Below are 21,247 nucleotides of genomic sequence, written 5' to 3'. Positions count from 1 at the left end.
GTATAATAGAAGTTTTGTAATAAAAGATAAACGAAGGGAGAATGAGGAATATGAACAGTGAACAAATGTTACAAGTAACAAAAACAGATTTATTAGGATCATTAGGTGGAGCGATAGTATTAACATCATTTATTCTATTCCTTGCAAATATATTAGTATGAGAAATATAAATACAATCATTCAAAAAAAATAAAGACTCTAGCATATTAGTAAATAGTTAATATGTTGGGGTCTTTTTTATTTTCCTCTCATATATTCCCTCAAGTAGCGATGGCATCCCCTCATTCAAAAGAGAAAAAAGTCGAATTTTATATGTAAGAAAAAAAGAGGGATTTAGCAGAAAAGATAGAAAATTTTAAAAGTCATAATTCGTTAGCTTGCTAACTAATTTTATTAATGAATATTGGAAGCGTTTTCGGTTGGGTTTAAACATGGACCATTTAATCTATTTACAGGGGGATGAGGATTTTATGAAACAAAAATCTATGGATACGCTAGCTGCGCAAATGGAGGACTTTTTTCCGGTACGTGATGTAGATCATTTGGAATTTTACGTAGGAAATGCAAAGCAATCAAGCTATTATCTTGCGAGAGCGTTCGGATTCAAAATTGTGGCTTACTCTGGATTAGAAACTGGAAATCGTGAAAAGGTATCTTATGTTCTTGTGCAAAAAAATATGCGTTTTGTTGTGTCTGGAGCCCTAGGTAGCGATAATCGTATCGCAGAGTTTGTAAAGACTCATGGTGACGGAGTGAAAGATGTGGCTTTACTTGTTGATGACGTTGATAAAGCATACTCGGAAGCAGTGAAACGTGGTGCCGTTGCAATTGCTCCACCTGAGGAGTTAACAGATGAGAACGGTACATTGAAAAAAGCAGTTATTGGTACGTATGGTGATACAATTCACACGCTTGTAGAGCGTAAAAATTATAAAGGGACATTTATGCCAGGATTCCAAAAGGTGGAGTTTAATATTCCGTTTGAAGAGTCTGGTTTAATTGCTGTAGACCATGTAGTTGGTAACGTTGAGAAAATGGAAGAATGGGTTAGTTATTACGAGAACGTTATGGGCTTTAAACAAATGATCCATTTCGATGACGATGATATTAGTACAGAGTATTCGGCGTTAATGTCAAAAGTTATGACGAATGGCAGTCGTATTAAGTTTCCTATTAACGAACCAGCAGATGGAAAGAGAAAATCACAAATTCAAGAATATCTAGAATTCTATAATGGAGCAGGTGTACAACATCTTGCTTTATTAACAAATGATATTGTTAAAACAGTTGAAGCGCTTCGTGCAAATGGTGTGGAGTTTTTAGATACACCTGATACTTATTACGATGAGTTAACTGCGCGAGTTGGAAAAATTGATGAAGAAATTGATAAGTTAAAAGAATTAAAGATTTTAGTAGATCGCGATGATGAAGGTTACTTACTACAAATTTTTACGAAACCAATTGTAGACCGTCCAACTTTATTTATTGAAATTATCCAACGTAAAGGTTCTCGTGGATTCGGTGAAGGTAATTTTAAAGCATTATTTGAATCAATTGAAAGAGAACAAGAACGTCGCGGAAACTTATAAAATTTGTATCCACCAGCAAAACGACCATTGCTGGTGGAAATTTCATTTTCATAGGGAGGAATCATGATGAAATTTGTTACATTTCGTCTCCCTTCGAAAGAAATGCGAGCTGGGTGGCTTGAAGGTAACAAAGTAATTGATATGAATCTTGCGAGTGATGGGAAATTACCTTCTTCTATGTTCGCCTTTTTAGAGAAAGCAGATGAGTATGTAGAAGTAGTGCGTAATATTAAAAATCCAAACAAGGGTATATATTCTTTAGAAGAAGTACAGTTGACGGCTGCTCTTCCTAATCCAAGCAGCATTCGAGATTTTTACGCATTTGAACAGCATGTAAAAACAGCTCGCGGGCGAAGAGGGCTAGATGTTGTACCTGAATGGTATGATATCCCGGTTTTTTATTTTACTAACCATCGCGCTGTAATTGGTTCAGATGATTTTGTAATGGGTCCGAAGAAATCTAAAAAGCTTGATTATGAGTTAGAGATTGCTTGCGTAATTGGAAAAGAAGGGCGAAATATTTCTCGTGAGCAAGCAGAGGAATATATTTTTGGTTATTGTATTATGAACGACTGGAGTGCAAGGGACTTACAAGCAACAGAAATGAAAGTAGGGCTTGGTCCGGCAAAAGGAAAAGACTTTGCGACTTCATTAGGGGCACATCTTGTTACAAAAGAAGAATTAGACATTTATCGTAATGGTAATCGATATGATTTAGAGATGACTGCTCATGTAAATGGAAAACTGTTATCAAAGGGGAACTTCCAAGATATTCACTATACATTCGCTGAAATGATTGAACGTGCTTCTGAAGACGTTACGTTATATCCAGGTGATGTGATTGGTTCTGGGACAGTAGGGACAGGTTGTATTTTAGAGCTTGGCACGGAAGAGTGGCTACAAAATGGTGATGTTGTAGAGCTTGCAATTACTGGTCTAGGTACACTACGTAATACGATCAAAAAAGAAATGGAAGCAGGTGATGGGCATGTTTTATCGTCACATGGGGGAGCTACCTCATAAACGGCATGTGCAATTCCGTAAAAAAGATGGGTCACTGTATCGTGAACAGGTAATGGGAACGAAAGGTTTTTCTGGTACACAGTCTATTTTGTACCACCATTATATGCCAACGGAAGTAGGGCATGCGGCATTATCGCATTCTTGTCAGTTACAGTATGAAGAGGATGCCTTTCTTGCTCATCGTCATTTTCGCACGAAAGAAAATAAAAAAACTGGCGACGCAGTAAGTGGGAGAAATTTCATACTTGGAAATGAAGATGTATTAATTGGAGTAGTGAGTCCAACAGAAAAAATGGATTATTTCTACCGCAATGGTGACGGCGATGAAATGCTATTTGTTCATTATGGAACAGGGAAAATTGAAACGATGTTTGGAACGATTCACTATAGAAAAGGTGACTATGTAACGATTCCAATTGGAACGATTTATCGTGTTATTCCAGATGCGGGAGAGACTAAGTTTCTTGTTGTAGAGGCGAATAGCCAAATTACAACGCCACGTCGTTATCGTAATGAATATGGGCAATTGTTAGAGCATAGCCCGTTTTGCGAGAGAGATATTCGTGGCCCGGAAAAATTAGAGACTTACGATGAGAGAGGCGAATTTGTTGTAATGACAAAGTCGAGAGGATATATGCATAAGCATGTTCTAGGGCATCATCCGTTAGATGTCGTTGGATGGGATGGCTATTTATATCCGTGGGTCTTTAATGTAGAGGACTTTGAACCGATTACAGGTCGTATTCATCAGCCGCCACCAGTACATCAAACATTCGAAGGGCATAATTTCGTTATTTGTTCTTTCGTACCACGTTTATACGATTATCATCCAGAATCTATTCCGGCACCATATTATCATAGTAACGTGAATAGTGATGAAGTACTGTACTATGTGGAAGGAAACTTTATGAGCCGAAAAGGTGTGGAAGAAGGGTCTATTACACTTCATCCGAGCGGAATTCCGCATGGACCGCATCCTGGGAAAACAGAGGCAAGTATAGGAAAGAAAGAAACGCTTGAATTAGCTGTTATGATAGATACATTCCGTCCGCTTCGTATCGTAAAACAAGCACGTGAAACGGAAGATGAAAAGTATATGTATAGCTGGATTGAAGAGGGTTCATATACTGTGAAATAAGTGAAAAGAGGCATGCTCAATAAGTGAGCATGCCTCTTTTTTGGAATCGACATGTATAATAATACCAAAAAAATATATAGAAAGATATATAGAATGAACGCTAAAGATAGTGCATATTCAGAAGAATTTCTACTTATTTCGACAAAAGTATTGACTGACAAAAGTGTTGTGAGTACAATAAAAAAGCGAATTAAAAATTTTCAGAAAATTTAAAACTTGGAGGAGCAGGCTATGAAGCAAATATTTCAAAAGAAGCCTATTGCAAAGTTAATGCAAGAAAGCAAGCAAAAGACGTTAGCAAGAACATTGGGTGCACTAGATTTAACTATGCTTGGAATCGGGGCAATTGTTGGAACAGGTATTTTTGTTCTAACGGGCGTGGTAGCAGCAAAACATTCTGGACCAGCTATTATATTATCATTTGCAATAGCCGCGTTAGCTTGTGCCTTTGCTGCATTTTGTTATGCTGAATTCGCTTCTTCAGTTCCTGTCTCAGGCAGTGTGTATACGTACACATATGCGACGATGGGAGAGGTATTCGCATTTTTAATTGGATGGGACTTAATGCTAGAGTATTTACTCGCTACATCTGCTGTAGCAAACGGTTGGTCTGCGTATTTTCAATCTTTATTAAACGGATTTGGAATCCATATTCCTACCATTCTCTCCTCGGCCCCAGGTACAGGAAAGGGTGGAATAATTGATTTACCCGCAGTTCTTATTATTTTAGTAATGACGGTTCTTTTATCTAGAGGTGTTCGTGAAAGTGCACGTATAAATAATATTATGGTATTTATTAAATTAGCAGTTGTTCTTATTTTTATTTTTGCTGGTTTTAATTATGTGAAACCTGAAAACTGGACGCCTTTTATGCCATTTGGTTTAGATGGTGTAATGGCTGGAGCTGCTACAGTATTCTTCGCATTTATAGGATTTGATGCAGTTTCAACAGCTGCAGAAGAGGTGAAACGTCCGCAACGTGATTTACCAATCGGTATTATTGCATCTTTATTAATTTGTACTGTACTGTATATCGTTGTTTCGCTTATTTTGACAGGAATTGTTCCATACGGACAGCTAAATATATCAGATCCGGTTGCTTTTGCACTTCAATTTATTGGACAAGATAGTTTAGCGGGGGTAATTTCAGTAGGAGCGATCACAGGAATTACAACTGTAATGCTAGTTATGATGTACGGGCAAGTTCGTGTTTCATACGCGATGAGCCGTGATGGGTTGTTGCCAAAGCGCCTTGCTAAGGTCCATCCGAAATTTAAAACACCATTTTTAAATACATGGACAACAGGTATTATTGCAGCACTTATTTCAGGATTAATAGATTTAAATGTTTTAGCGCATCTTGTAAATATGGGGACATTGTCAGCCTTTGCACTTGTAGCGGTTGCGGTTATTGTCATGAGAAGAACTCATCCTGACTTACCGAGGGCATTTAAGGCGCCACTTGTACCATTTTTACCAGCGTTAACGGTAGTTTTTTGTTTATACTTAATGCTTCAGTTATCCGGAACAGCATGGATTAGTTTTGGGGTATGGATGGTTATTGGTATAGCAGTTTACTTCTTATATAGCCGGAAGCATAGCGCTTTAAATAATAGTAATAAAGAAGATGATGTAGCAAATTTATAAGTGAAAAAATCCATTCTAATTATTTTAGGATGGATTTTTAATTTTGAAAATTTACATTTTTCTGAATTAGTTATAAGATAATTGTTGGTGAACTAAAGGGGTGAAATTATGAAAAATACGTGGCGTGAGTTAAGGGAGATGGACCGTAACGTATGGATTCGGTTTATTGGGGAGACGTTAAATGGAATTGCGATGATGATGTTAATGCCTTTTTTTGCATTATATTTAAAAGATAAGGTAGATTCATTATTACAGGTTGGAGTTATTATGGCGCTTTCTCCAATTGCTGCCAGCTTTGGAGCAATTATAGGGGGAAGAATTGCTGATATATATGGAAGAAAGCCAATTATGATATTTTCGATGGTGAGTAATGCATTATTGATGCTCGGTTTTTTATTTATAGAAGGATTTATTCCATATGCCATTTTATCTATTTTTTTAGGATTAAGTAATTCGCTATTTCATCCAGCTGCATCAGCGATGGTTGCGGATGTAACGGCACCAGAAAAAAGAACAGAGGCATATGGTTTATTGCGAATGGGACACAATATAGGTGCTGCGATTGGTCCGATAATGGGAGCATCAGTAGTTGTGTTGTCAAAGAACCTTGTGTTTATTATTGCCTCTTCTACGATGCTGTTTTATGCATTACTAGTATTATTTCTTATTCAAGAGACAATGCCGAAGGGTACAAATAAGGAAGAGAATATAGAAAAGGAATCTGGGGCAGTTTGGAAAATTGTAATGCGAGATAAGGCATTAATGATTTACTTATTAGCAGGTATCATTATTTCGATGGGATTCTCTCAAACAGAAGGTATGTTACCGCTGCACTTTGATAATGAAATGAATGGGATTTTTGGAACTAACAATCCATATCCATATTTAATGGCACTAAATGGACTATTAGTTGTGTTGTTCCAATTTCAAATTTCAAAATGGGCCGCAGATAAACCTGTTGGGAAGACGATGTTATATGGTGCATGTTTGTTCGGAATTGGATTGTTTTTTATAGGGTGGTTACCGAAGTGGTTTGGAGAATTCGATACAAATGCTACATTTATTTTAATAACGTTGCTATTCGTTTATGCCATATATACGTTAGGTGAGATGATTATGTCGCCTGTACAGATGACGTTTGTAGCGAATTTGGCCCCTGAACATTTGAGAGGAACTTATATGGGAGCTGCAAGTTTGCAGTGGATTACAGGAAGTGCATTCGGCCCACTTCTAGGAGGATTTTTATTAGATCGATTACTTGGTCACTTTCTATTTACAATTTTAGCTGTAGGATGTGTAGTAGCAGGTATTGTATATGTTTCTTTAGATCGTCTCGTTGAACAAAGGCAAAAAGACACACTAACCAAACAGTCTTCTTAATGAGTAGATGACATACACAAAAAGGAGATTTCTACATATTTTAGGTACATAACTAGATTGGATTACGATTTTATTTTAGAATTCACTTCTGTATAGTTATGAAGAAAGTGAAATAGAAAAAGTGTAGAAAACCAATAAGTGGTGTCATTTAATTATTTGTGGAAGTTGCATTTTATTTCAAATAGGAACTACCTATTTTTATAAAAAGTGCTAAAATAGAAAAATGAAAACAATTGGTTAGGGTGATTTCAGTGACGAAAATTAAATTAGGTTTATTATATGGTGGAAAATCAGCTGAGCATCAAGTTTCGCTACAAACGGCTCTTGCTGCTATTAAAGCGTTAAATCAAGATAAATTCGAGATTCATCCAATTTATATTACAGAGCAAGGTCAATGGGTACGCGGTGAGCGTATTGAAGGCGAAGTAACAGATGTAGAAGCTTTAAAAATGAGCGGTGCAGAAAATGCGATTTCTCCGTTATCATTAAGCACGGAAATTATTCCGTCTGCAGCTTCTGAGGAAAATGCTATCGACGTTATTTTCCCATTACTACATGGACCAAATGGTGAAGACGGAACGGTTCAAGGGTTATTAGAATTAATGAACATTCCTTATGTAGGAAACGGTGTTCTAGCATCAGCTGCTGGTATGGATAAAGTTGTTATGAAAAACATCTTTGCAGAAGCTGGATTGAAACAAGCGAAATATGCATCTTTCATTCGTAGTGCATGGGAAAAAGATCGTGAAACAGCATATGAAAAAGTAGAAGAAGTATTGGGATATCCTTGCTTCGTAAAACCAGCAAACCTTGGTTCAAGTGTTGGTATTAATAAGTGTAAAGATCGTGAAGAGCTTGAGAATGCATTTGAAGAGGCATTCCAATTTGACCGCAAAATTATTGTGGAAGAAAATATTGTTGGACGTGAAGTAGAAGTTGGGGTACTAGGTAATGATGAGCCGAAATGTTCGGTTGTAGGTGAAATTGTACCGAAAAAAGACTTCTATGATTACAAGTCAAAATACATCGATGGCGATACAGCATTAATTATTCCAGCTGAAATGACAGAAGAAGAGTCTAACGTAATTAAGCGAGATGCAATTATTGCTTTCCAGTCGTTAGATGGTGCTGGCTTAACAAGAGCTGATTTCTTCTTAACGAAAGATGGAGAAGTATATATTAACGAAGTAAACACAATGCCAGGATTTACGCCGTTTAGTATGTTCCCTCTATTATGGCAACATACTGGATTACCGTATCCAGAATTAATTGAAGAGCTAATTCATTTAGCGATTGAGCGTCACGAAGAAAAACAAAAAATTAAATATACAATCTAACAAAAAAGGAGGAAGCACTATTCGCAGGAATAGTGCTTCCTCTATGTAAGGAGTGTTTTTATGATAAATCGAACGTTAAAACAAGTAGAAAAGATGGCAAATGGCACTGGATTAGCAGAGCAGTATGAAGGAATTACTATACAAGGAGTGTCTATTGATACGAGGAAAATTGAAAAAGGAAATTTATATGTTCCAATTCAAGGTGAACGTTTTGATGGACATGCTTTTGTAGATAAAGCTGTTGAAAGTGGAGCTGCTGCTACATTATGGATGAAAGATGTAGCAAATCCCCCTGAAAATCTTCCGGTTATTTTTGTAGAAGACACACTAGCGGCATTACAAATGTTAGCGAAAAACTATCGCGATCAACTGGATGTTAAAGTTGTTGGTGTGACAGGTAGTAACGGTAAAACATCTACTAAGGATATTGTAACAAGTCTTCTTGCGACTAAATTTAAAGTTCAAAAAACAGAAGGGAATTTCAATAACCACATCGGTTTACCTCTTACTATTCTAAATCTAGAAGAAAATACAGAAGTAGCAGTATTAGAAATGGGTATGTCAAGCCTAGGGGAAATTGAATTCCTATCCAAGTTAGCTCGTCCTAATGCGGCTATTATCACGAATATCGGTGAGGCACATTTAATGGATTTAGGCTCTCGTGAGGCAATTGCAGAAGCGAAATTAGAAATTGTTACAGGATTACAAGAAGGTGGAGTGTTCGTATATAACGGAGATGAGCCATTATTAACGAATCGTGTTCCAGAAATGAATTTGGCAGCTGAAACAGTTACATTTGGTGATGCGAGAGCAAATGATTATTATCCGACTACTGTAACATTACAGGCGACTGGCACACATTTTAAAATGAATAGAGATGAAAATATTTCATTTTACCTACCAGTTTTAGGGAAACATAATGTGTATAATACGCTTGCTTCAATGGCAATTGCGAAGCATTTTGGTGTGACATGGGAAGAAATGAAACAAGGTTTAGTAACACTTCAAATGACAGGTATGCGTATGGAGATTGTAAAAACAAATAGTGGTTTAACAATTATCAATGATGCTTATAATGCAAGCCCAACGGCTATGGAAGCAGCGTTTCACCTAATGAATGGTTTAGATGGATTTGCTAAAAAAATTGTTGTACTTGGTGATATGTTAGAACTTGGAGATCAAGAAGTACAATTTCATTATGAGGTAGGTAAATTAATTGACCCAGCAAAAACTTCATATGTATTCACGTATGGTAGATTAGGGGCTCAAATTGCTGAAGGAGCAAAAATTAATTTCCCTAATGAACGTGTAATGGCGTATGATAATAAAGAAGAGCTAGTAAAAGAGCTACAAGCAGTAGTTGATACGAAAGATGTTGTATTAGTAAAAGCATCTCGCGGTATGAAATTAGAAGAAGTAATTACTATGTTGAAATAATTGGTGTATATAAATAGGGATGATAGTTACGAAAATAGAAGAAACTTATAATAAGCGCTTACAGTAAATGATAAAAAAATAAAAGTAAAGAAAAAGACCTTGAATATGAAATAAGGTAACAGTTGGGTTTGCTTTTTGCACATACAAAACTTATAATTGATAAAGTGTAATAACGTTTAGAAGTATTTTCGCGAAGAATATACGCCCGTTTATATACGTGAGCATTCAGGAAAAGGGCTTTTCCGCAAATTCGGAAAACGCCTTTTTTTAAATGATAAGTATAGGATAGAAAAGGAGAAGTAACATTGACAACATTTCGAGAATTAGGATTAAGTGAGTCTTTACTGCAATCTGTTGAAAGTATGGGCTTTGAAGAGGCTACGCCAATTCAAGCTGAAACAATTCCACATGCATTGCAAGGTAAGGATATTATTGGACAAGCGCAAACAGGTACAGGGAAAACAGCAGCATTCGGATTACCACTATTAGATAAAGTGGATACAAATAAAGAAGCAGTTCAAGGGATTGTTATCGCGCCAACGCGTGAATTAGCAATTCAAGTTGGAGAAGAACTATACAAAATTGGTAAACATAAACGTGTTCGTATTTTACCAATCTACGGTGGCCAAGATATTAACCGCCAAATTCGTGCTCTAAAAAAACACCCACACATTATTGTTGGTACGCCGGGTCGTATTTTAGATCACATTAACCGTAAAACACTTCGCCTGCAAAACGTAGAGACAGTTGTTCTTGACGAAGCAGATGAAATGTTAAACATGGGCTTCATTGAAGATATTGAAGCGATTCTAACAGATGTGCCAGAAACACATCAAACATTATTATTCTCAGCGACAATGCCAGATCCAATCCGTCGCATTGCTGAGCGTTTCATGACTGAGCCTCAACACATTAAAGTAAAAGCAAAAGAAGTAACAATGCCAAACATTCAGCAGTTCTATTTAGAAGTGCAAGAAAAGAAAAAGTTTGACGTATTAACACGCTTACTAGATATTCAATCTCCAGAGCTTGCGATTGTATTCGGTCGTACAAAGCGTCGTGTTGATGAATTATCAGAGGCATTAAACTTACGTGGATATGCAGCAGAAGGTATCCATGGTGACTTAACGCAAGCGAAGCGTATGTCTGTATTACGTAAATTTAAAGAAGGTGCTATCGAAGTTCTTGTTGCAACAGACGTTGCTGCACGTGGTCTTGATATTTCAGGCGTAACTCACGTATACAACTTCGATATTCCACAAGATCCAGAATCATACGTTCACCGTATCGGTCGTACTGGCCGTGCGGGTAAAAAAGGTATTGCAATGCTATTTGTAACACCACGTGAATCAGGACAATTAAAAAATATCGAGCGTACAACAAAACGTAAAGTTGATCGTATGGAAGCACCGACACTTGACGAGGCATTAGAAGGTCAACAACGTTTAATCGCTGAAAAACTTCAAAGCACAATTGAAAGTGATAACTTATCATACTACAAGCGTATTGCAGAAGAAATGTTAGAAGAGAATGACTCTGTAACAGTAGTAGCTGCTGCTTTAAAAATGATGACAAAAGAGCCAGATACAACACCAATCGCTTTAACATCAGAACCACCAGTTGTTTCAAGAGGTGGCGGTTCTAAAAAACGCGGTGGTAACGGAGGCGGATACCGTGATGGTAACCGTAACCGTAGTCGTGATGGACGCGGCGGTGGAGATGGCCGTAACCGTGACCGCAATCGTGATGGACGCGGCGGTGGAGATGGCCGTAACCGTGATCGTAATCGTGATGGTGGCAGTCGTGGTCGTAGAGGTGAAGGTCAAGGTCGCCCAGGATCTTCAAATGGACGCGGCGAAAGAAAACATCATAGCCGTCCACAAGCTTAATAAAAAAGAGAATGCCCTTTGCTGGCATTCTCTTTTTTTATTTCTGTAATTGTGCATACTACATAATAACTCGTATAGAAAAGGGGTGCCATATGCTTGTAAGACTCGGATATGTCGCGATGAGTGTACATTTGAAGAATGCATCTCCATCTCAAACGATGACATATGCACAGTTTCAGCGAATTGATGACCGGGAGGCTGCGATTCGTAAGCTTGAAAGAATTGCTAATTCGAATTTGGAAAATTGTTTACGGTTATTAAAGCATAATAAAGGGCACGATATATCTTTCTTTCGGCTTAGTTCCAAGCTTATTCCTTTAGCAAATCATGAGGAACTAAAGGAGTGGAACTATATTCGGCCTTTAAAAGAAAATCTGAAAGAGTTAGGTGAATACGCTATTCGTATGAATATGCGAATTGATTTCCATCCAGATCATTTTGTTGTACTAAATTCACCTGAGGAAAGTATCTTTAAACAATCTGTAAAGACATTGCAGATGCACAAAAAATTGCTTGCGGGTATGGGAATTGAACACAAGCAACGATGTGTACTACATGTGGGCGGAGGATATAAGGATAAAGAACTTGCATTAGAACGCTTTATCGAAAATTGGTCTAATGTTCCAAGGGGTATTCAAGAAATGATTATATTGGAAAATGATGATACAACCTTTACTTTAGAGGAAACATTGTATTTAGGAGAAAAATTGGACGTTCCGGTCGTGTTTGATTTGCACCACCATATGATGAATAATGATCAAGAAGATTGGTATGAAGATTGGGCACGTGTTATACATACGTGGGAATCATCTTTGTTGCCGGTTAAAATGCACATCTCTAGTCCTAGAGAGGGAAAAGACCCGAGAGCACATGCGGACTTTATTGATGTAGATACCTTTTTATCTTTTTTAAAAAAGATAAAGGGGAGTGTTTCGCAAATTGATTGTATGATTGAGGCGAAGGAGAAGGATGAGTCTTTATTTCAATTAATGAGAGATTTAAGTAAACAAGCAGAGGTAGAAATTATCGATGGTGCGAGCTTCTATATTAAATGAGCTCTGCACCATCGAATTTTTTTGTTAAAAAAGGGGTGCAAATACCACCGATTATCAAACCTGTTAAATGGCTTATAGGATTGGCAGAGGGATCAAAGAAAGTAAGTAGTAGTAATATAAATATCATTATTGAAAAAATAGCGATGTCTCCTGGATTGGAAGAACGATAGCGACTATATAATAGAAATAATTGTGCACCCAGTAATCCAAAAATACCGCCAGATGCTCCGGCATGAATGTATTCAAGAGGCATAATAATATAGGAAGAAATATTTCCGAGAATGCCAGAAAGGAAAAAAATAATGATGAAGGAAAAGTGTCCTAGTTGTTTTTCGATAGCAGAACCAAGCACAAATAAACAAATACTATTGGAAAGGAAATGTTGTAAGTCTACATGTACAAGTAGGGAAGTTATGAGACGCCACCATTCCCCTTTAGCGATATATTCATTATAGGATGCCATAGGGAAGAGAAAAATGTCACCTAACATAATCATGACTAATTGTATAAGAAGTAAAGTGAGGATGACTGGTTGTAATGGCATACGAAAAGATGGTATCAGCATGTTGTTAGTATCACTCCTTTTGCATCAGAAAGATTCTCTGTTATTCTTACAATATGAATGTAGAAAGCTAAATAGAAGAAGGGGATTTTGAAATGATTGTAGGGATTGGAATCGATATTATTGAATTGAATAGAATTGAAAAAATGCTAGATGGAAAGCTTAAATTTATGGAACGTATTTTAACTGAAAGTGAACGTAATGTTGCCAAGGAGTTGAAAGGGAGTCGTCTTACAGAGTTTGTAGCTGGAAGATTTGCAGCGAAAGAGGCGTATTCAAAAGCAGTAGGGACCGGTATTGGGAAAGAAGTAAGTTTTTTAGATATTGAAGTAAGGAATGATGATAGAGGTAAGCCGATTATCATTACAAATACAGAGCATATTGTTCATTTGTCAATTAGTCATAGTAAAGAATTTGCCGTTGCTCAAGTCGTTTTGGAAAGCTCGTCACGCTAGTCTGCATATTTTATATCTTTGTCTCATATATTTGAGGTAGCGATAAGGAAGGCATATCTTCCATTCATTTATAGGGGCAAAGGGGCTGAAGTGATGAAAAGGCGTCTGTTTTTAGTTCTTGTCGGTTTATTAACCGTTTTTGTGTTGGCGGGTTGTATGGAGAAAAAACAAGATGATGTCGTGAGAGATTTAGAGGCGAAAGTGAAAGGAATGAAAAGTTATCAAGCTGAAGCGAAATTATCTATTAAAACAGGAAATGAGCCTCAGGAGTATAACGTAGAAATTTGGCATAAAGAACCTTCTTTTTATCGTGTGAATTTGCAGAATGCAAAAAAAGATCAAAGCCAAATTATTTTAAGAAATGAAGAAGGTGTATTTGTATTAACGCCGGCGCTTAATAAGAGTTTCCGTTTTCAAAGCGATTGGCCGCAAAATAGTAGCCAGGCTTATTTATATGAATCACTTGTAAGAGATATTTTGCAGGATAAGAAAAACCTTACTTTTGAGAAAACAGATAAGTATTATATTTTCAAAACAAAAACAAACTATCAACATCAAAATATGTTGCCGAAACAAGAGATTACATTGAAGAAAAGTGATTTAACACCAGTTTCGGTGAAGTTAATGGATAATGATCAAAATGTTCTTGTGAAAGTAGAGTTCTCGAAAGTGAAATTCGATGCCAAATTTGATAAAGGTGCATTTGATACGAAACAAAATATGTCTAGAGCGCAAGTGGATGTTCAAACAACGGCTAAGGAAGAAAAACCATTTGCTATTTTGTATCCGCGTGATACGCCGCAAGGTATGATGTTGAAAGATGAAAAAGAGTTGAAGACAGACAGTGGCAAGCGTACGATACTCACATACACTGGAAATAAGAAATCTTTTACTTTAATACAAGAAAAGGCAAAAGTTGCAGAGGCTTCGTCGGCGATAAGTGTAAGTGGGGAACCGGTTGATCTTGGTTTCACGATTGGAGCATTGACGAAAGACTCTTTAACATGGTCGCATAACGGAGTAGAATATATGCTCGTGTCTAAAGGTTTAGAGCCGAAGGAGCTGTTAATGGTTGCTCGTTCAGTTACAGCGAAGCAGGTGAAGTAAACTTCTTAGACGTGGTGATATATATGCACCACGTCTTTTCTTAGTTTGAAGGCTGGATTTCATAAAAGAAGCATATAAAAGAATAAGCTTCGCATATCGTGTATAAGGAAGTGTATTTATGGAAGAAGCACCATTTTATCGTGACACTTGGGTAGAAGTGGATTTAGACGCGATCTATAACAATATTACGCACATTAAAGAATTCATTCCAAGTGATGTAGAGATTTTTGCTGTAGTTAAAGCGAATTCATATGGACACGATTATGTACCGGTGGCTAAAACCGCATTAGAAGCAGGGGCGACAAGGTTGGCAGTTGCCTTTTTAGATGAAGCTTTAGTGCTTCGGAGGGCTGGTATTACTGCACCGATTTTAGTGTTAGGTCCTTCCCCGCCTCGTGATGTAAATGTAGCTGCTGAAAATGATGTAGCACTAACTGTTTTTCAAAAAGAATGGGTGGACGAAGCAATAAAACTTTGGGACGGTTCGTCTATAATGAAATTCCATATTAATTTTGATAGTGGTATGGGGAGAATTGGAATACGAGAACGTAAAGAATTAAAAGGATTCTTGAAGAGTTTAGAAGGTGCACCATTTCTAGAGTTAGAAGGAGTTTATACACATTTTGCAACAGCAGATGAAGTGGAAACCTCTTACTTCGATAAGCAATATAACACATTTTTGGAGCAGTTAAGTTGGTTGAAAGAATTCGGAGTGGATCCTAAATTTGTCCATACGGCTAATAGCGCTGCAACGTTACGTTTTCAAGGGATTACATTTAATGCGGTGCGAGTTGGTATTGCGATGTATGGGTTATCTCCTTCTGTAGAAATACGTCCTTTTTTACCGTTTAAATTAGAACCGGCGTTGTCGCTTCATACGAAGGTCGCTCATATTAAACAGGTGATTAAAGGAGATGGGATTAGTTATAATGTCACTTACCGAACAAAAACTGAAGAATGGATTGCAACCGTTGCGATTGGCTATGCAGATGGTTGGCTTAGAAGATTACAAGGATTTAAAGTACTTGTAAATGGTAAAAGAGTACCTATTGTAGGTCGAGTAACAATGGATCAATTCATGATACATCTTCCTTGTGAAGTGCCGCTTGGTACGAAAGTTACACTCATCGGAAGACAAGGTGATGAGTATATTAGTGCTACTGAGGTTGCTGAATATTCTGGGACTATTAATTATGAAATTATCGCAACGATAAGTTTCCGTGTGCCGAGAATATTTATACGGCATGGTAAGATTGTAGAAGTAATCAATTATTTAAACGATATATAGACGGTAGTATGATTTGCTTTTTGTCATTTGAGGGGATTTTTCGTTGATGGAGAATAAGCTCTTTTTTGATGAAAAGATTTTTACTTATAATCACTTTTAATATAAATTTTGCAGAGAGATTCTTTTGTTTCTTGTTTAAAATGAGATGAAAAATAATAGAAGATGAATGTTTTGCTTGTGAATTGGAAAACATAAGCAAGGAATAAGGAAGTCTTTGCAACAGGCTCCATACAATGGTATTATTACAATAGGTGTCATATATATATTTGGGTGTGTAGTTGACGGTGGAGGTGTATTTTTGTGTCCGAATCAAGTGTAACTACTGAAATCGTGGTTCGGTTGCCAAAGCAAATGGTAACGGAATTGGACGGAATTGGAAAACAAGAGAATAAGAATCGCCATGAACTAATTTGCCAGGCAACACAACTGTTATTGCGTCAACATAAGACGAAGAAACGCTACCAACATGAATCAATGCGACGTGGGTACATTGAAATGGGAAAAATTAATCTTGGTATTGCATCTGAAGCTTTCTTAGCAGAGTATGAAGCAGCTCATACAGTAGAACGCTTAGTTAGCGGGGGGTAATATTTTGATTGTAAAACGCGGCGACGTGTATTTTGCAGACCTTTCCCCAGTTGTTGGTTCTGAGCAAGGAGGCGTTCGTCCGGTTCTTGTCATTCAAAATGACATCGGAAATCGTTTTAGTCCGACTGTGATTGTAGCGGCTATTACTGCACAGATTCAAAAAGCGAAATTACCCACTCATGTGGAAATTGATGCGAAAAAGTATGGTTTTGAGAGAGATTCTGTTATTTTACTTGAGCAGATTCGAACAATCGATAAGCAACGCTTAACGGACAAAATCACTCATTTGGATGAAGTGATGATGAGTCGTGTAGATGAAGCGTTACAAATTAGTTTAGGACTAATAGATTTTTAAATCGGCAGTTTAAGTTGCTCTCTTTACAGGGCAACTTTTTTTTATTATAGAGGAGGTTACGGTTGGATATGGAAATGGTAGATAATCGACAAGGGTTAATGAAAATGTTAGTGAAAGAATTAGGCTTTACAGAAAAGCAAGTTCGTCATGTTATTCAATTAACAGAAGAAGGTAACACAGTTCCATTTATCGCTCGTTACCGAAAAGAATGGACAGGATCCTTAGATGAGGTGCAAATTCGTACAATCTTAGAAAGATGGCAATATATGATGCAACTAGAAGATAGGAAAGAAGAGGTTCTTCGTCTTATTGGTGAAAAGGGTAAACTAACCGAAGAGTTGCGTCGTCATATTGTTGCTGCAACAAAGCTTCAGGAAGTAGAAGATTTATATCGTCCTTATAAGGAAAAAAGAAGAACGAAAGCTACAATTGCTAAAGAAAAGGGATTAGAACCGTTAGCTGAGTGGCTATTGTTATATAAAAAAGAAAATCCAGCAGAGAAGGCTATGGAATTTGTTAATGCAGAAAAGGAAGTGGAATCTGCAGAAGAGGCGTTACAAGGTGCGCAAGATATTATTGCGGAACTTGTTTCGGATAATGCGGCATATCGTAGTTGGATTCGCAATACTACTTTCCGAAAAGGGATTATGTCTTCATCTGTAAAAGATAAAGAAAAAGATGAAAAGAACATATACGAAATGTATTACGGCTATGAAGAACCGTTGCAAAAAGTAGTGCCGCATCGAGTGTTAGCGATGAATCGTGGTGAAAAGGAAGATGTACTAAGGGTTTCTATTGTTACGCCGACTGAGGAAATCAATCAGTTTTTACATAAAAAAATAATTCGTGATGAAGCTTCTAAAAGTGCGCACTATGTACAATTAGCGATAGAAGATGGATATAAACGATTAATTCAACCTTCAATAGAAAGAGAAATTCGTAAAGAATTAACAGAAACAGCTGAAGAACAAGCGATTCATATTTTCTCTGAGAACTTACGTAATTTATTATTACAGCCTCCGATGAAAGGGAAAGTTGTGCTAGCGGTAGACCCGGCCTATAGAACCGGTTGTAAATTATCAGTAGTAGATGATACAGGGAAAGTTCTTCACATAGGTGTTATTTATCCACATCCACCTGTTCGTAAATATGAAGATGCAAAAAAGAAAGTTCTTTCAATTATAGATAAATATCAAGTTGAAATGATAGCAATCGGAAATGGTACAGCCTCCAGGGAAACAGAAGAATTTATAGTAGATGTCTTGCAAAATGTAGAACGAGATGTATTTTATATTATTGTAAATGAAGCGGGTGCTAGTGTATATTCAGCATCTGATTTAGCTCGTGAGGAGTTCCCGGATTTACAGGTTGAAGAAAGAAGTGCCGTTTCCATTGGGAGACGTCTACAAGATCCGCTTGCTGAACTTGTGAAAATTGACCCTAAATCTGTAGGGGTAGGACAATATCAACATGATGTATCACAAAAAAGATTAAATGAGTCGTTAACATTTGTAGTAGAGACAGCAGTTAACCAAGTTGGTGTTAATGTAAATACAGCTTCAGTTGCGTTGTTGCAATATGTTTCGGGGCTATCAAAAACAGTTGCGAAAAATATTGTAGCTAAGCGTGAGGAAGATGGGAAATTTACGAAGCGTACTGAATTAAAGAAAATCCCTCGTTTAGGTGCGAAAACATATGAACAATGTATTGGATTTTTACGTATATTAGAAGGGGCGAATCCGTTAGATCGCACAGGGATTCATCCAGAACAATATAAAAATGTTGAATTGCTATTAAAAAGCCTAGGATTATCAAAGAATGATGTGGGAAAATCGAACTTGCAGAAGAGTTTAGAGGGAGTAGATACTTCTAAATTATCTCAAGAAACAGAGATTGGCGAGCCAACTTTGATTGATATTATCGATGCTTTAATTAGTCCAGAACGAGATATGAGAGATGAGTTGCCAAAACCACTTCTGAAAAAAGGGATTTTGAAACTAGAAGATTTAAAGCGTGGTATGGAATTAGAGGGGACAGTTCGTAATGTTGTTGATTTCGGTGCCTTTGTTGATATTGGTGTGAAGCAAGATGGTTTAGTACATATTTCTAAACTTAGCAAACAGTTTGTAAAGCATCCATTAGATGTTGTATCCGTAGGGCAAATTGTAAAGGTATGGGTAGATGATATTGATACGAAAAAAGGTCGTGTTGCATTATCTATGTTACCAATTGAATAGTAAGTAAAGAGAGCAGATGAAACTGCTCTCTTTTTATGGATAGGAAAGTTTCGTTGATTATGAGCTTTGATGTGTTTTGCTATAATAAAACCAGCATTCATTTAGTAATTTGATTTGATACCGGTTTTTTTCGAAATATGCACGTTGCATCTGTTTCTTTAGCCACGTAGGCATAGGAATCCCTCCTTGTTTAATCCTGCTCTCAAAAATCTCTCCTTTTAGGTAATAAAGAAATATTGTTGAGAGGTGGGTGAGTGGATTTCTATCAATGCTTTATTTTTAGAAATCACGCTTCTTGAATGAGGATGGGTATATGTACTATTTAATATATGTATAGGAAGGGAGAAAAGTGTAAAAATATTTTTTTGTTTAGGAGGAATGGGAATGGATGAGCAAGACATTCAGAGATTAGTGGAAGAGGTATCGTTACAATGCTTTGGGATGCCGTTTTTACATAAAGCGATGTTTAATGGAAGGTTACGTACAACTGGTGGACGCTATCTACTGAAGAATCATAATATAGAATTGAATTATCGATATTACGAAATGTATGGTAAAGAAGAATTGGTCGGGATTGTTAAACACGAACTTTGTCATTATCACTTGCATATCACAGGAAAAGGGTATAAGCACCGAGATAGAGATTTTCGTGAGTTATTAAAGAAAGTAGGGGCGCCCCGTTTTTGTAAACGAATGATTAATGAGGAGAAGAAGGAAACAAAAGTTTATACGTATGAATGTACGGAATGCGCACTTCAATATGTAAGAAGACGTCAAATAAATACACAAAGATATGTATGTGGAAAGTGTAAAGGGCAACTAAAACTGGTAGTGAAAACATCTTGACAGTGAAAACGCAATCCAGTATATTATAAACATGTCACGTTTGCGCAAGATGTTGTGAAAAAACTTCTTGACTTACGATGAGAATTTTTATAAGATACAAATTGTCTTTATTATTCCGCAGTAGCTCAGTGGTAGAGCTATCGGCTGTTAACCGATCGGTCGTAGGTTCGAGTCCTACCTGCGGAGCCATACAGAGAAGTACCCAAGTGGCTCAAGGGGCTCCCCTGCTAAGGGAGTAGATCGCTAACGCGGTGCGAGGGTTCGAATCCCTTCTTCTCTGCCATACATACTGGCCCGTTGGTCAAGTGGTTAAGACACCGCCCTTTCACGGCGGTAACACGGGTTCGAATCCCGTACGGGTCACCACTTCGGAGGATTAGCTCAGCTGGGAGAGCACCTGCCTTACAAGCAGGGGGTCGGCGGTTCGATCCCGTCATCCTCCACCATATAAACTATATAAATAATATCATCGCGGGGTGGAGCAGTACGGTAGCTCGTCGGGCTCATAACCCGAAGGTCGCAGGTTCAAATCCTGTCCCCGCAACCAAATGGTCCCGTGGTGTAGTGGTTAACATGCCTGCCTGTCACGCAGGAGATCGCCGGTTCGACCCCGGTCGGGACCGCCATTTTAACTTCTGCTATATAGCAGTTGTTTTTTATTGGACATTATGGTACAATAACTTTTGTCTTCAAAAAGAAGATGAATTTTTCGATGGGCTATAGCCAAGCGGTAAGGCAACGGACTTTGACTCCGTCATGCGCTGGTTCGAATCCAGCTAGCCCAGCCATTCACGAGCCATTAGCTCAGTTGGTAGAGCATCTGACTTTTAATCAGAGGGTCGAAGGTTCGAATCCTTCATGGCTCACTCTTTGTTAATTCCGCGCGGTCGTGGCGGAACGGCAGACGCGCTAGGTTGAGGGCCTAGTGGGGGAAACCCCGTGGAGGTTCAAGTCCTCTCGGCCGCATCAAAGATTTTTTTAAAAAAGTACTTGCATTTGAAAAAGCAGTATGGTAAGATAATTGAGTCGCTGAAATACAACAACGACAAAACATCATGAATAAGCGCCCGTAGCTCAATTGGATAGAGCGTTTGACTACGGATCAAGAGGTTAGGGGTTCGACTCCTCTCGGGCGCGCCATAACGGGAAGTGGCTCAGCTTGGTAGAGCACCTGGTTTGGGACCAGGGGGTCGCAGGTTCAAATCCTGTCTTCCCGACCACGCGGGTGTAGTTTAGTGGTAAAACAAGAGCCTTCCAAGCTCTGGTCGAGAGTTCGATTCTCTTCACCCGCTTTTAGTTCTTTGAAAACTGAAC

At 37.7% G+C, this 21,247-nt stretch carries 19 protein-coding genes and 12 tRNA genes; 29 read left to right on the top strand and 2 right to left on the bottom strand.

The features are described 5' to 3' along the window. The first annotated feature begins 50 nt into the window (after positions 1 to 50). The 10 genes from COC96_RS25770 to uvsE all read left to right on the top strand — a co-directional run bounded on the left by COC96_RS25770 (position 51) and on the right by uvsE (position 12,495). Complete coding sequence (locus COC96_RS25770; protein ID WP_098268916.1) at positions 51 to 161, top strand: DUF3948 family protein; 111 nt, start codon at positions 51 to 53, stop codon at positions 159 to 161. Between the two features lie 309 nt (positions 162 to 470). Next, positions 471 to 1,589 carry a 4-hydroxyphenylpyruvate dioxygenase gene (gene hppD / locus COC96_RS25765; protein ID WP_000810911.1) on the top strand — a complete coding sequence of 373 codons (1,119 nt, stop codon included), beginning with the start codon at positions 471 to 473 and terminating at the stop codon, positions 1,587 to 1,589. A gap of 66 nt (positions 1,590 to 1,655) precedes the next feature. Beyond that, positions 1,656 to 2,612, top strand: a complete 957-nt coding sequence (locus COC96_RS25760) for a fumarylacetoacetate hydrolase family protein (RefSeq protein ID WP_098268915.1) — start codon at positions 1,656 to 1,658, stop codon at positions 2,610 to 2,612. Further along, a complete protein-coding gene (locus tag COC96_RS25755) occupies positions 2,578 to 3,750 on the top strand; it encodes a homogentisate 1,2-dioxygenase (protein ID WP_098268914.1) in 1,173 nt (390 codons plus the stop codon). Before COC96_RS25760 ends, COC96_RS25755 begins: the two co-directional genes overlap by 35 nt. Positions 3,751 to 3,981: 231 nt before the next feature. After that, positions 3,982 to 5,397, top strand: coding sequence for an amino acid permease (locus COC96_RS25750; RefSeq protein WP_098268913.1), 1,416 nt, complete (start codon positions 3,982 to 3,984; stop codon positions 5,395 to 5,397). A gap of 108 nt (positions 5,398 to 5,505) precedes the next feature. Continuing rightward, on the top strand, positions 5,506 to 6,777 hold the full coding sequence (locus COC96_RS25745; RefSeq protein ID WP_098268912.1) for an MDR family MFS transporter: 1,272 nt from the start codon (positions 5,506 to 5,508) through the stop codon (positions 6,775 to 6,777). Between the two features lie 251 nt (positions 6,778 to 7,028). Next, on the top strand, positions 7,029 to 8,114 hold the full coding sequence (locus COC96_RS25740; RefSeq protein ID WP_098268911.1) for a D-alanine--D-alanine ligase: 1,086 nt from the start codon (positions 7,029 to 7,031) through the stop codon (positions 8,112 to 8,114). A 60-nt stretch (positions 8,115 to 8,174) separates the two neighbouring features. After that, positions 8,175 to 9,551 carry a UDP-N-acetylmuramoyl-tripeptide--D-alanyl-D-alanine ligase gene (gene murF / locus COC96_RS25735; RefSeq protein WP_098769645.1) on the top strand — a complete coding sequence of 459 codons (1,377 nt, stop codon included), beginning with the start codon at positions 8,175 to 8,177 and terminating at the stop codon, positions 9,549 to 9,551. A gap of 305 nt (positions 9,552 to 9,856) precedes the next feature. After that, positions 9,857 to 11,440 (top strand): DEAD/DEAH box helicase, encoded by a 1,584-nt coding sequence (locus COC96_RS25730; protein WP_098268909.1) that lies wholly within the window; start codon positions 9,857 to 9,859, stop codon positions 11,438 to 11,440. Between the two features lie 92 nt (positions 11,441 to 11,532). Next, positions 11,533 to 12,495 (top strand): UV DNA damage repair endonuclease UvsE, encoded by a 963-nt coding sequence (gene uvsE, locus COC96_RS25725; protein ID WP_098268908.1) that lies wholly within the window; start codon positions 11,533 to 11,535, stop codon positions 12,493 to 12,495. Here uvsE and COC96_RS25720 read toward each other — a convergent pair. Further along, complete coding sequence (locus COC96_RS25720; RefSeq protein ID WP_097903046.1) at positions 12,488 to 13,060, bottom strand: rhomboid family intramembrane serine protease; 573 nt, start codon at positions 13,058 to 13,060, stop codon at positions 12,488 to 12,490. The two genes, uvsE and COC96_RS25720, sit on opposite strands and share 8 nt — an antisense overlap. 92 nt (positions 13,061 to 13,152) lie before the next feature. Between COC96_RS25720 and acpS the strand changes: the two genes are divergently transcribed. The 6 genes from acpS (at position 13,153) to COC96_RS25690 (ending at position 19,087) form a co-directional block, all read left to right on the top strand. Beyond that, a complete protein-coding gene (gene acpS / locus COC96_RS25715) occupies positions 13,153 to 13,512 on the top strand; it encodes a holo-ACP synthase (protein ID WP_097903047.1) in 360 nt (119 codons plus the stop codon). 156 nt (positions 13,513 to 13,668) lie between these two features. Then, entirely contained in the window at positions 13,669 to 14,619 is a 951-nt protein-coding gene (locus tag COC96_RS25710) for a LolA family protein (RefSeq protein WP_141436280.1), read from the top strand. A gap of 118 nt (positions 14,620 to 14,737) precedes the next feature. After that, positions 14,738 to 15,907 carry an alanine racemase gene (gene alr, locus COC96_RS25705; protein WP_098769643.1) on the top strand — a complete coding sequence of 390 codons (1,170 nt, stop codon included), beginning with the start codon at positions 14,738 to 14,740 and terminating at the stop codon, positions 15,905 to 15,907. A gap of 300 nt (positions 15,908 to 16,207) precedes the next feature. After that, the gene (locus COC96_RS25700; protein WP_000004570.1) at positions 16,208 to 16,495 is read left to right on the top strand and encodes an antitoxin EndoAI; all 288 of its coding nucleotides are present in this window, start codon (positions 16,208 to 16,210) and stop codon (positions 16,493 to 16,495) included. 4 nt (positions 16,496 to 16,499) lie between these two features. Continuing rightward, on the top strand, positions 16,500 to 16,850 hold the full coding sequence (ndoA, locus tag COC96_RS25695; RefSeq protein WP_000635965.1) for a type II toxin-antitoxin system endoribonuclease NdoA: 351 nt from the start codon (positions 16,500 to 16,502) through the stop codon (positions 16,848 to 16,850). A gap of 68 nt (positions 16,851 to 16,918) precedes the next feature. Next, the gene (locus tag COC96_RS25690; RefSeq protein ID WP_142340042.1) at positions 16,919 to 19,087 is read left to right on the top strand and encodes a Tex family protein; all 2,169 of its coding nucleotides are present in this window, start codon (positions 16,919 to 16,921) and stop codon (positions 19,085 to 19,087) included. A gap of 57 nt (positions 19,088 to 19,144) precedes the next feature. Here the strand turns inward: COC96_RS25690 and cmpA are convergent, their stop codons facing one another. Next, complete coding sequence (cmpA, locus tag COC96_RS25685; RefSeq protein WP_076542505.1) at positions 19,145 to 19,261, bottom strand: cortex morphogenetic protein CmpA; 117 nt, start codon at positions 19,259 to 19,261, stop codon at positions 19,145 to 19,147. Positions 19,262 to 19,471: 210 nt separating this feature from the next. On the opposite strand from cmpA, the gene COC96_RS25680 reads away from it, so the two are divergent. The 13 genes from COC96_RS25680 to COC96_RS25620 all read left to right on the top strand — a co-directional run bounded on the left by COC96_RS25680 (position 19,472) and on the right by COC96_RS25620 (position 21,225). Continuing rightward, complete coding sequence (locus COC96_RS25680; RefSeq protein ID WP_098769639.1) at positions 19,472 to 19,933, top strand: SprT family protein; 462 nt, start codon at positions 19,472 to 19,474, stop codon at positions 19,931 to 19,933. Positions 19,934 to 20,047: 114 nt separating this feature from the next. Continuing rightward, positions 20,048 to 20,122, top strand: a tRNA-Asn gene (locus tag COC96_RS25675). A 3-nt stretch (positions 20,123 to 20,125) separates the two neighbouring features. Then, positions 20,126 to 20,216, top strand: a tRNA-Ser gene (locus COC96_RS25670). A gap of 8 nt (positions 20,217 to 20,224) precedes the next feature. Next, positions 20,225 to 20,299, top strand: a tRNA-Glu gene (locus tag COC96_RS25665). 4 nt (positions 20,300 to 20,303) lie between these two features. Then, a tRNA-Val gene (locus COC96_RS25660) sits at positions 20,304 to 20,379 on the top strand. 24 nt (positions 20,380 to 20,403) lie between these two features. Next, positions 20,404 to 20,480, top strand: a tRNA-Met gene (locus COC96_RS25655). A gap of 3 nt (positions 20,481 to 20,483) precedes the next feature. Then, positions 20,484 to 20,559: transfer RNA gene (locus COC96_RS25650), tRNA-Asp, on the top strand. 87 nt (positions 20,560 to 20,646) lie between these two features. Then, positions 20,647 to 20,721: transfer RNA gene (locus COC96_RS25645), tRNA-Gln, on the top strand. Positions 20,722 to 20,726: 5 nt separating this feature from the next. After that, positions 20,727 to 20,799: transfer RNA gene (locus COC96_RS25640), tRNA-Lys, on the top strand. Between the two features lie 17 nt (positions 20,800 to 20,816). Next, positions 20,817 to 20,899 (top strand) — tRNA-Leu (locus tag COC96_RS25635). Positions 20,900 to 20,996: 97 nt separating this feature from the next. After that, a tRNA-Arg gene (locus COC96_RS25630) sits at positions 20,997 to 21,073 on the top strand. Between the two features lie 3 nt (positions 21,074 to 21,076). Then, positions 21,077 to 21,153 (top strand) — tRNA-Pro (locus COC96_RS25625). 1 nt (position 21,154) lies between these two features. Further along, a tRNA-Gly gene (locus COC96_RS25620) sits at positions 21,155 to 21,225 on the top strand. Positions 21,226 to 21,247: the final 22 nt, after the last annotated feature.

The organism is Bacillus cereus (genome assembly GCF_002577405.1).
GTDB lineage: Bacteria > Bacillota > Bacilli > Bacillales > Bacillaceae_G > Bacillus_A > Bacillus_A cereus_AU.
Note: the sequence above shows the minus strand (reverse complement) of the source record. Positions and strands in the feature narration are given on the sequence as shown.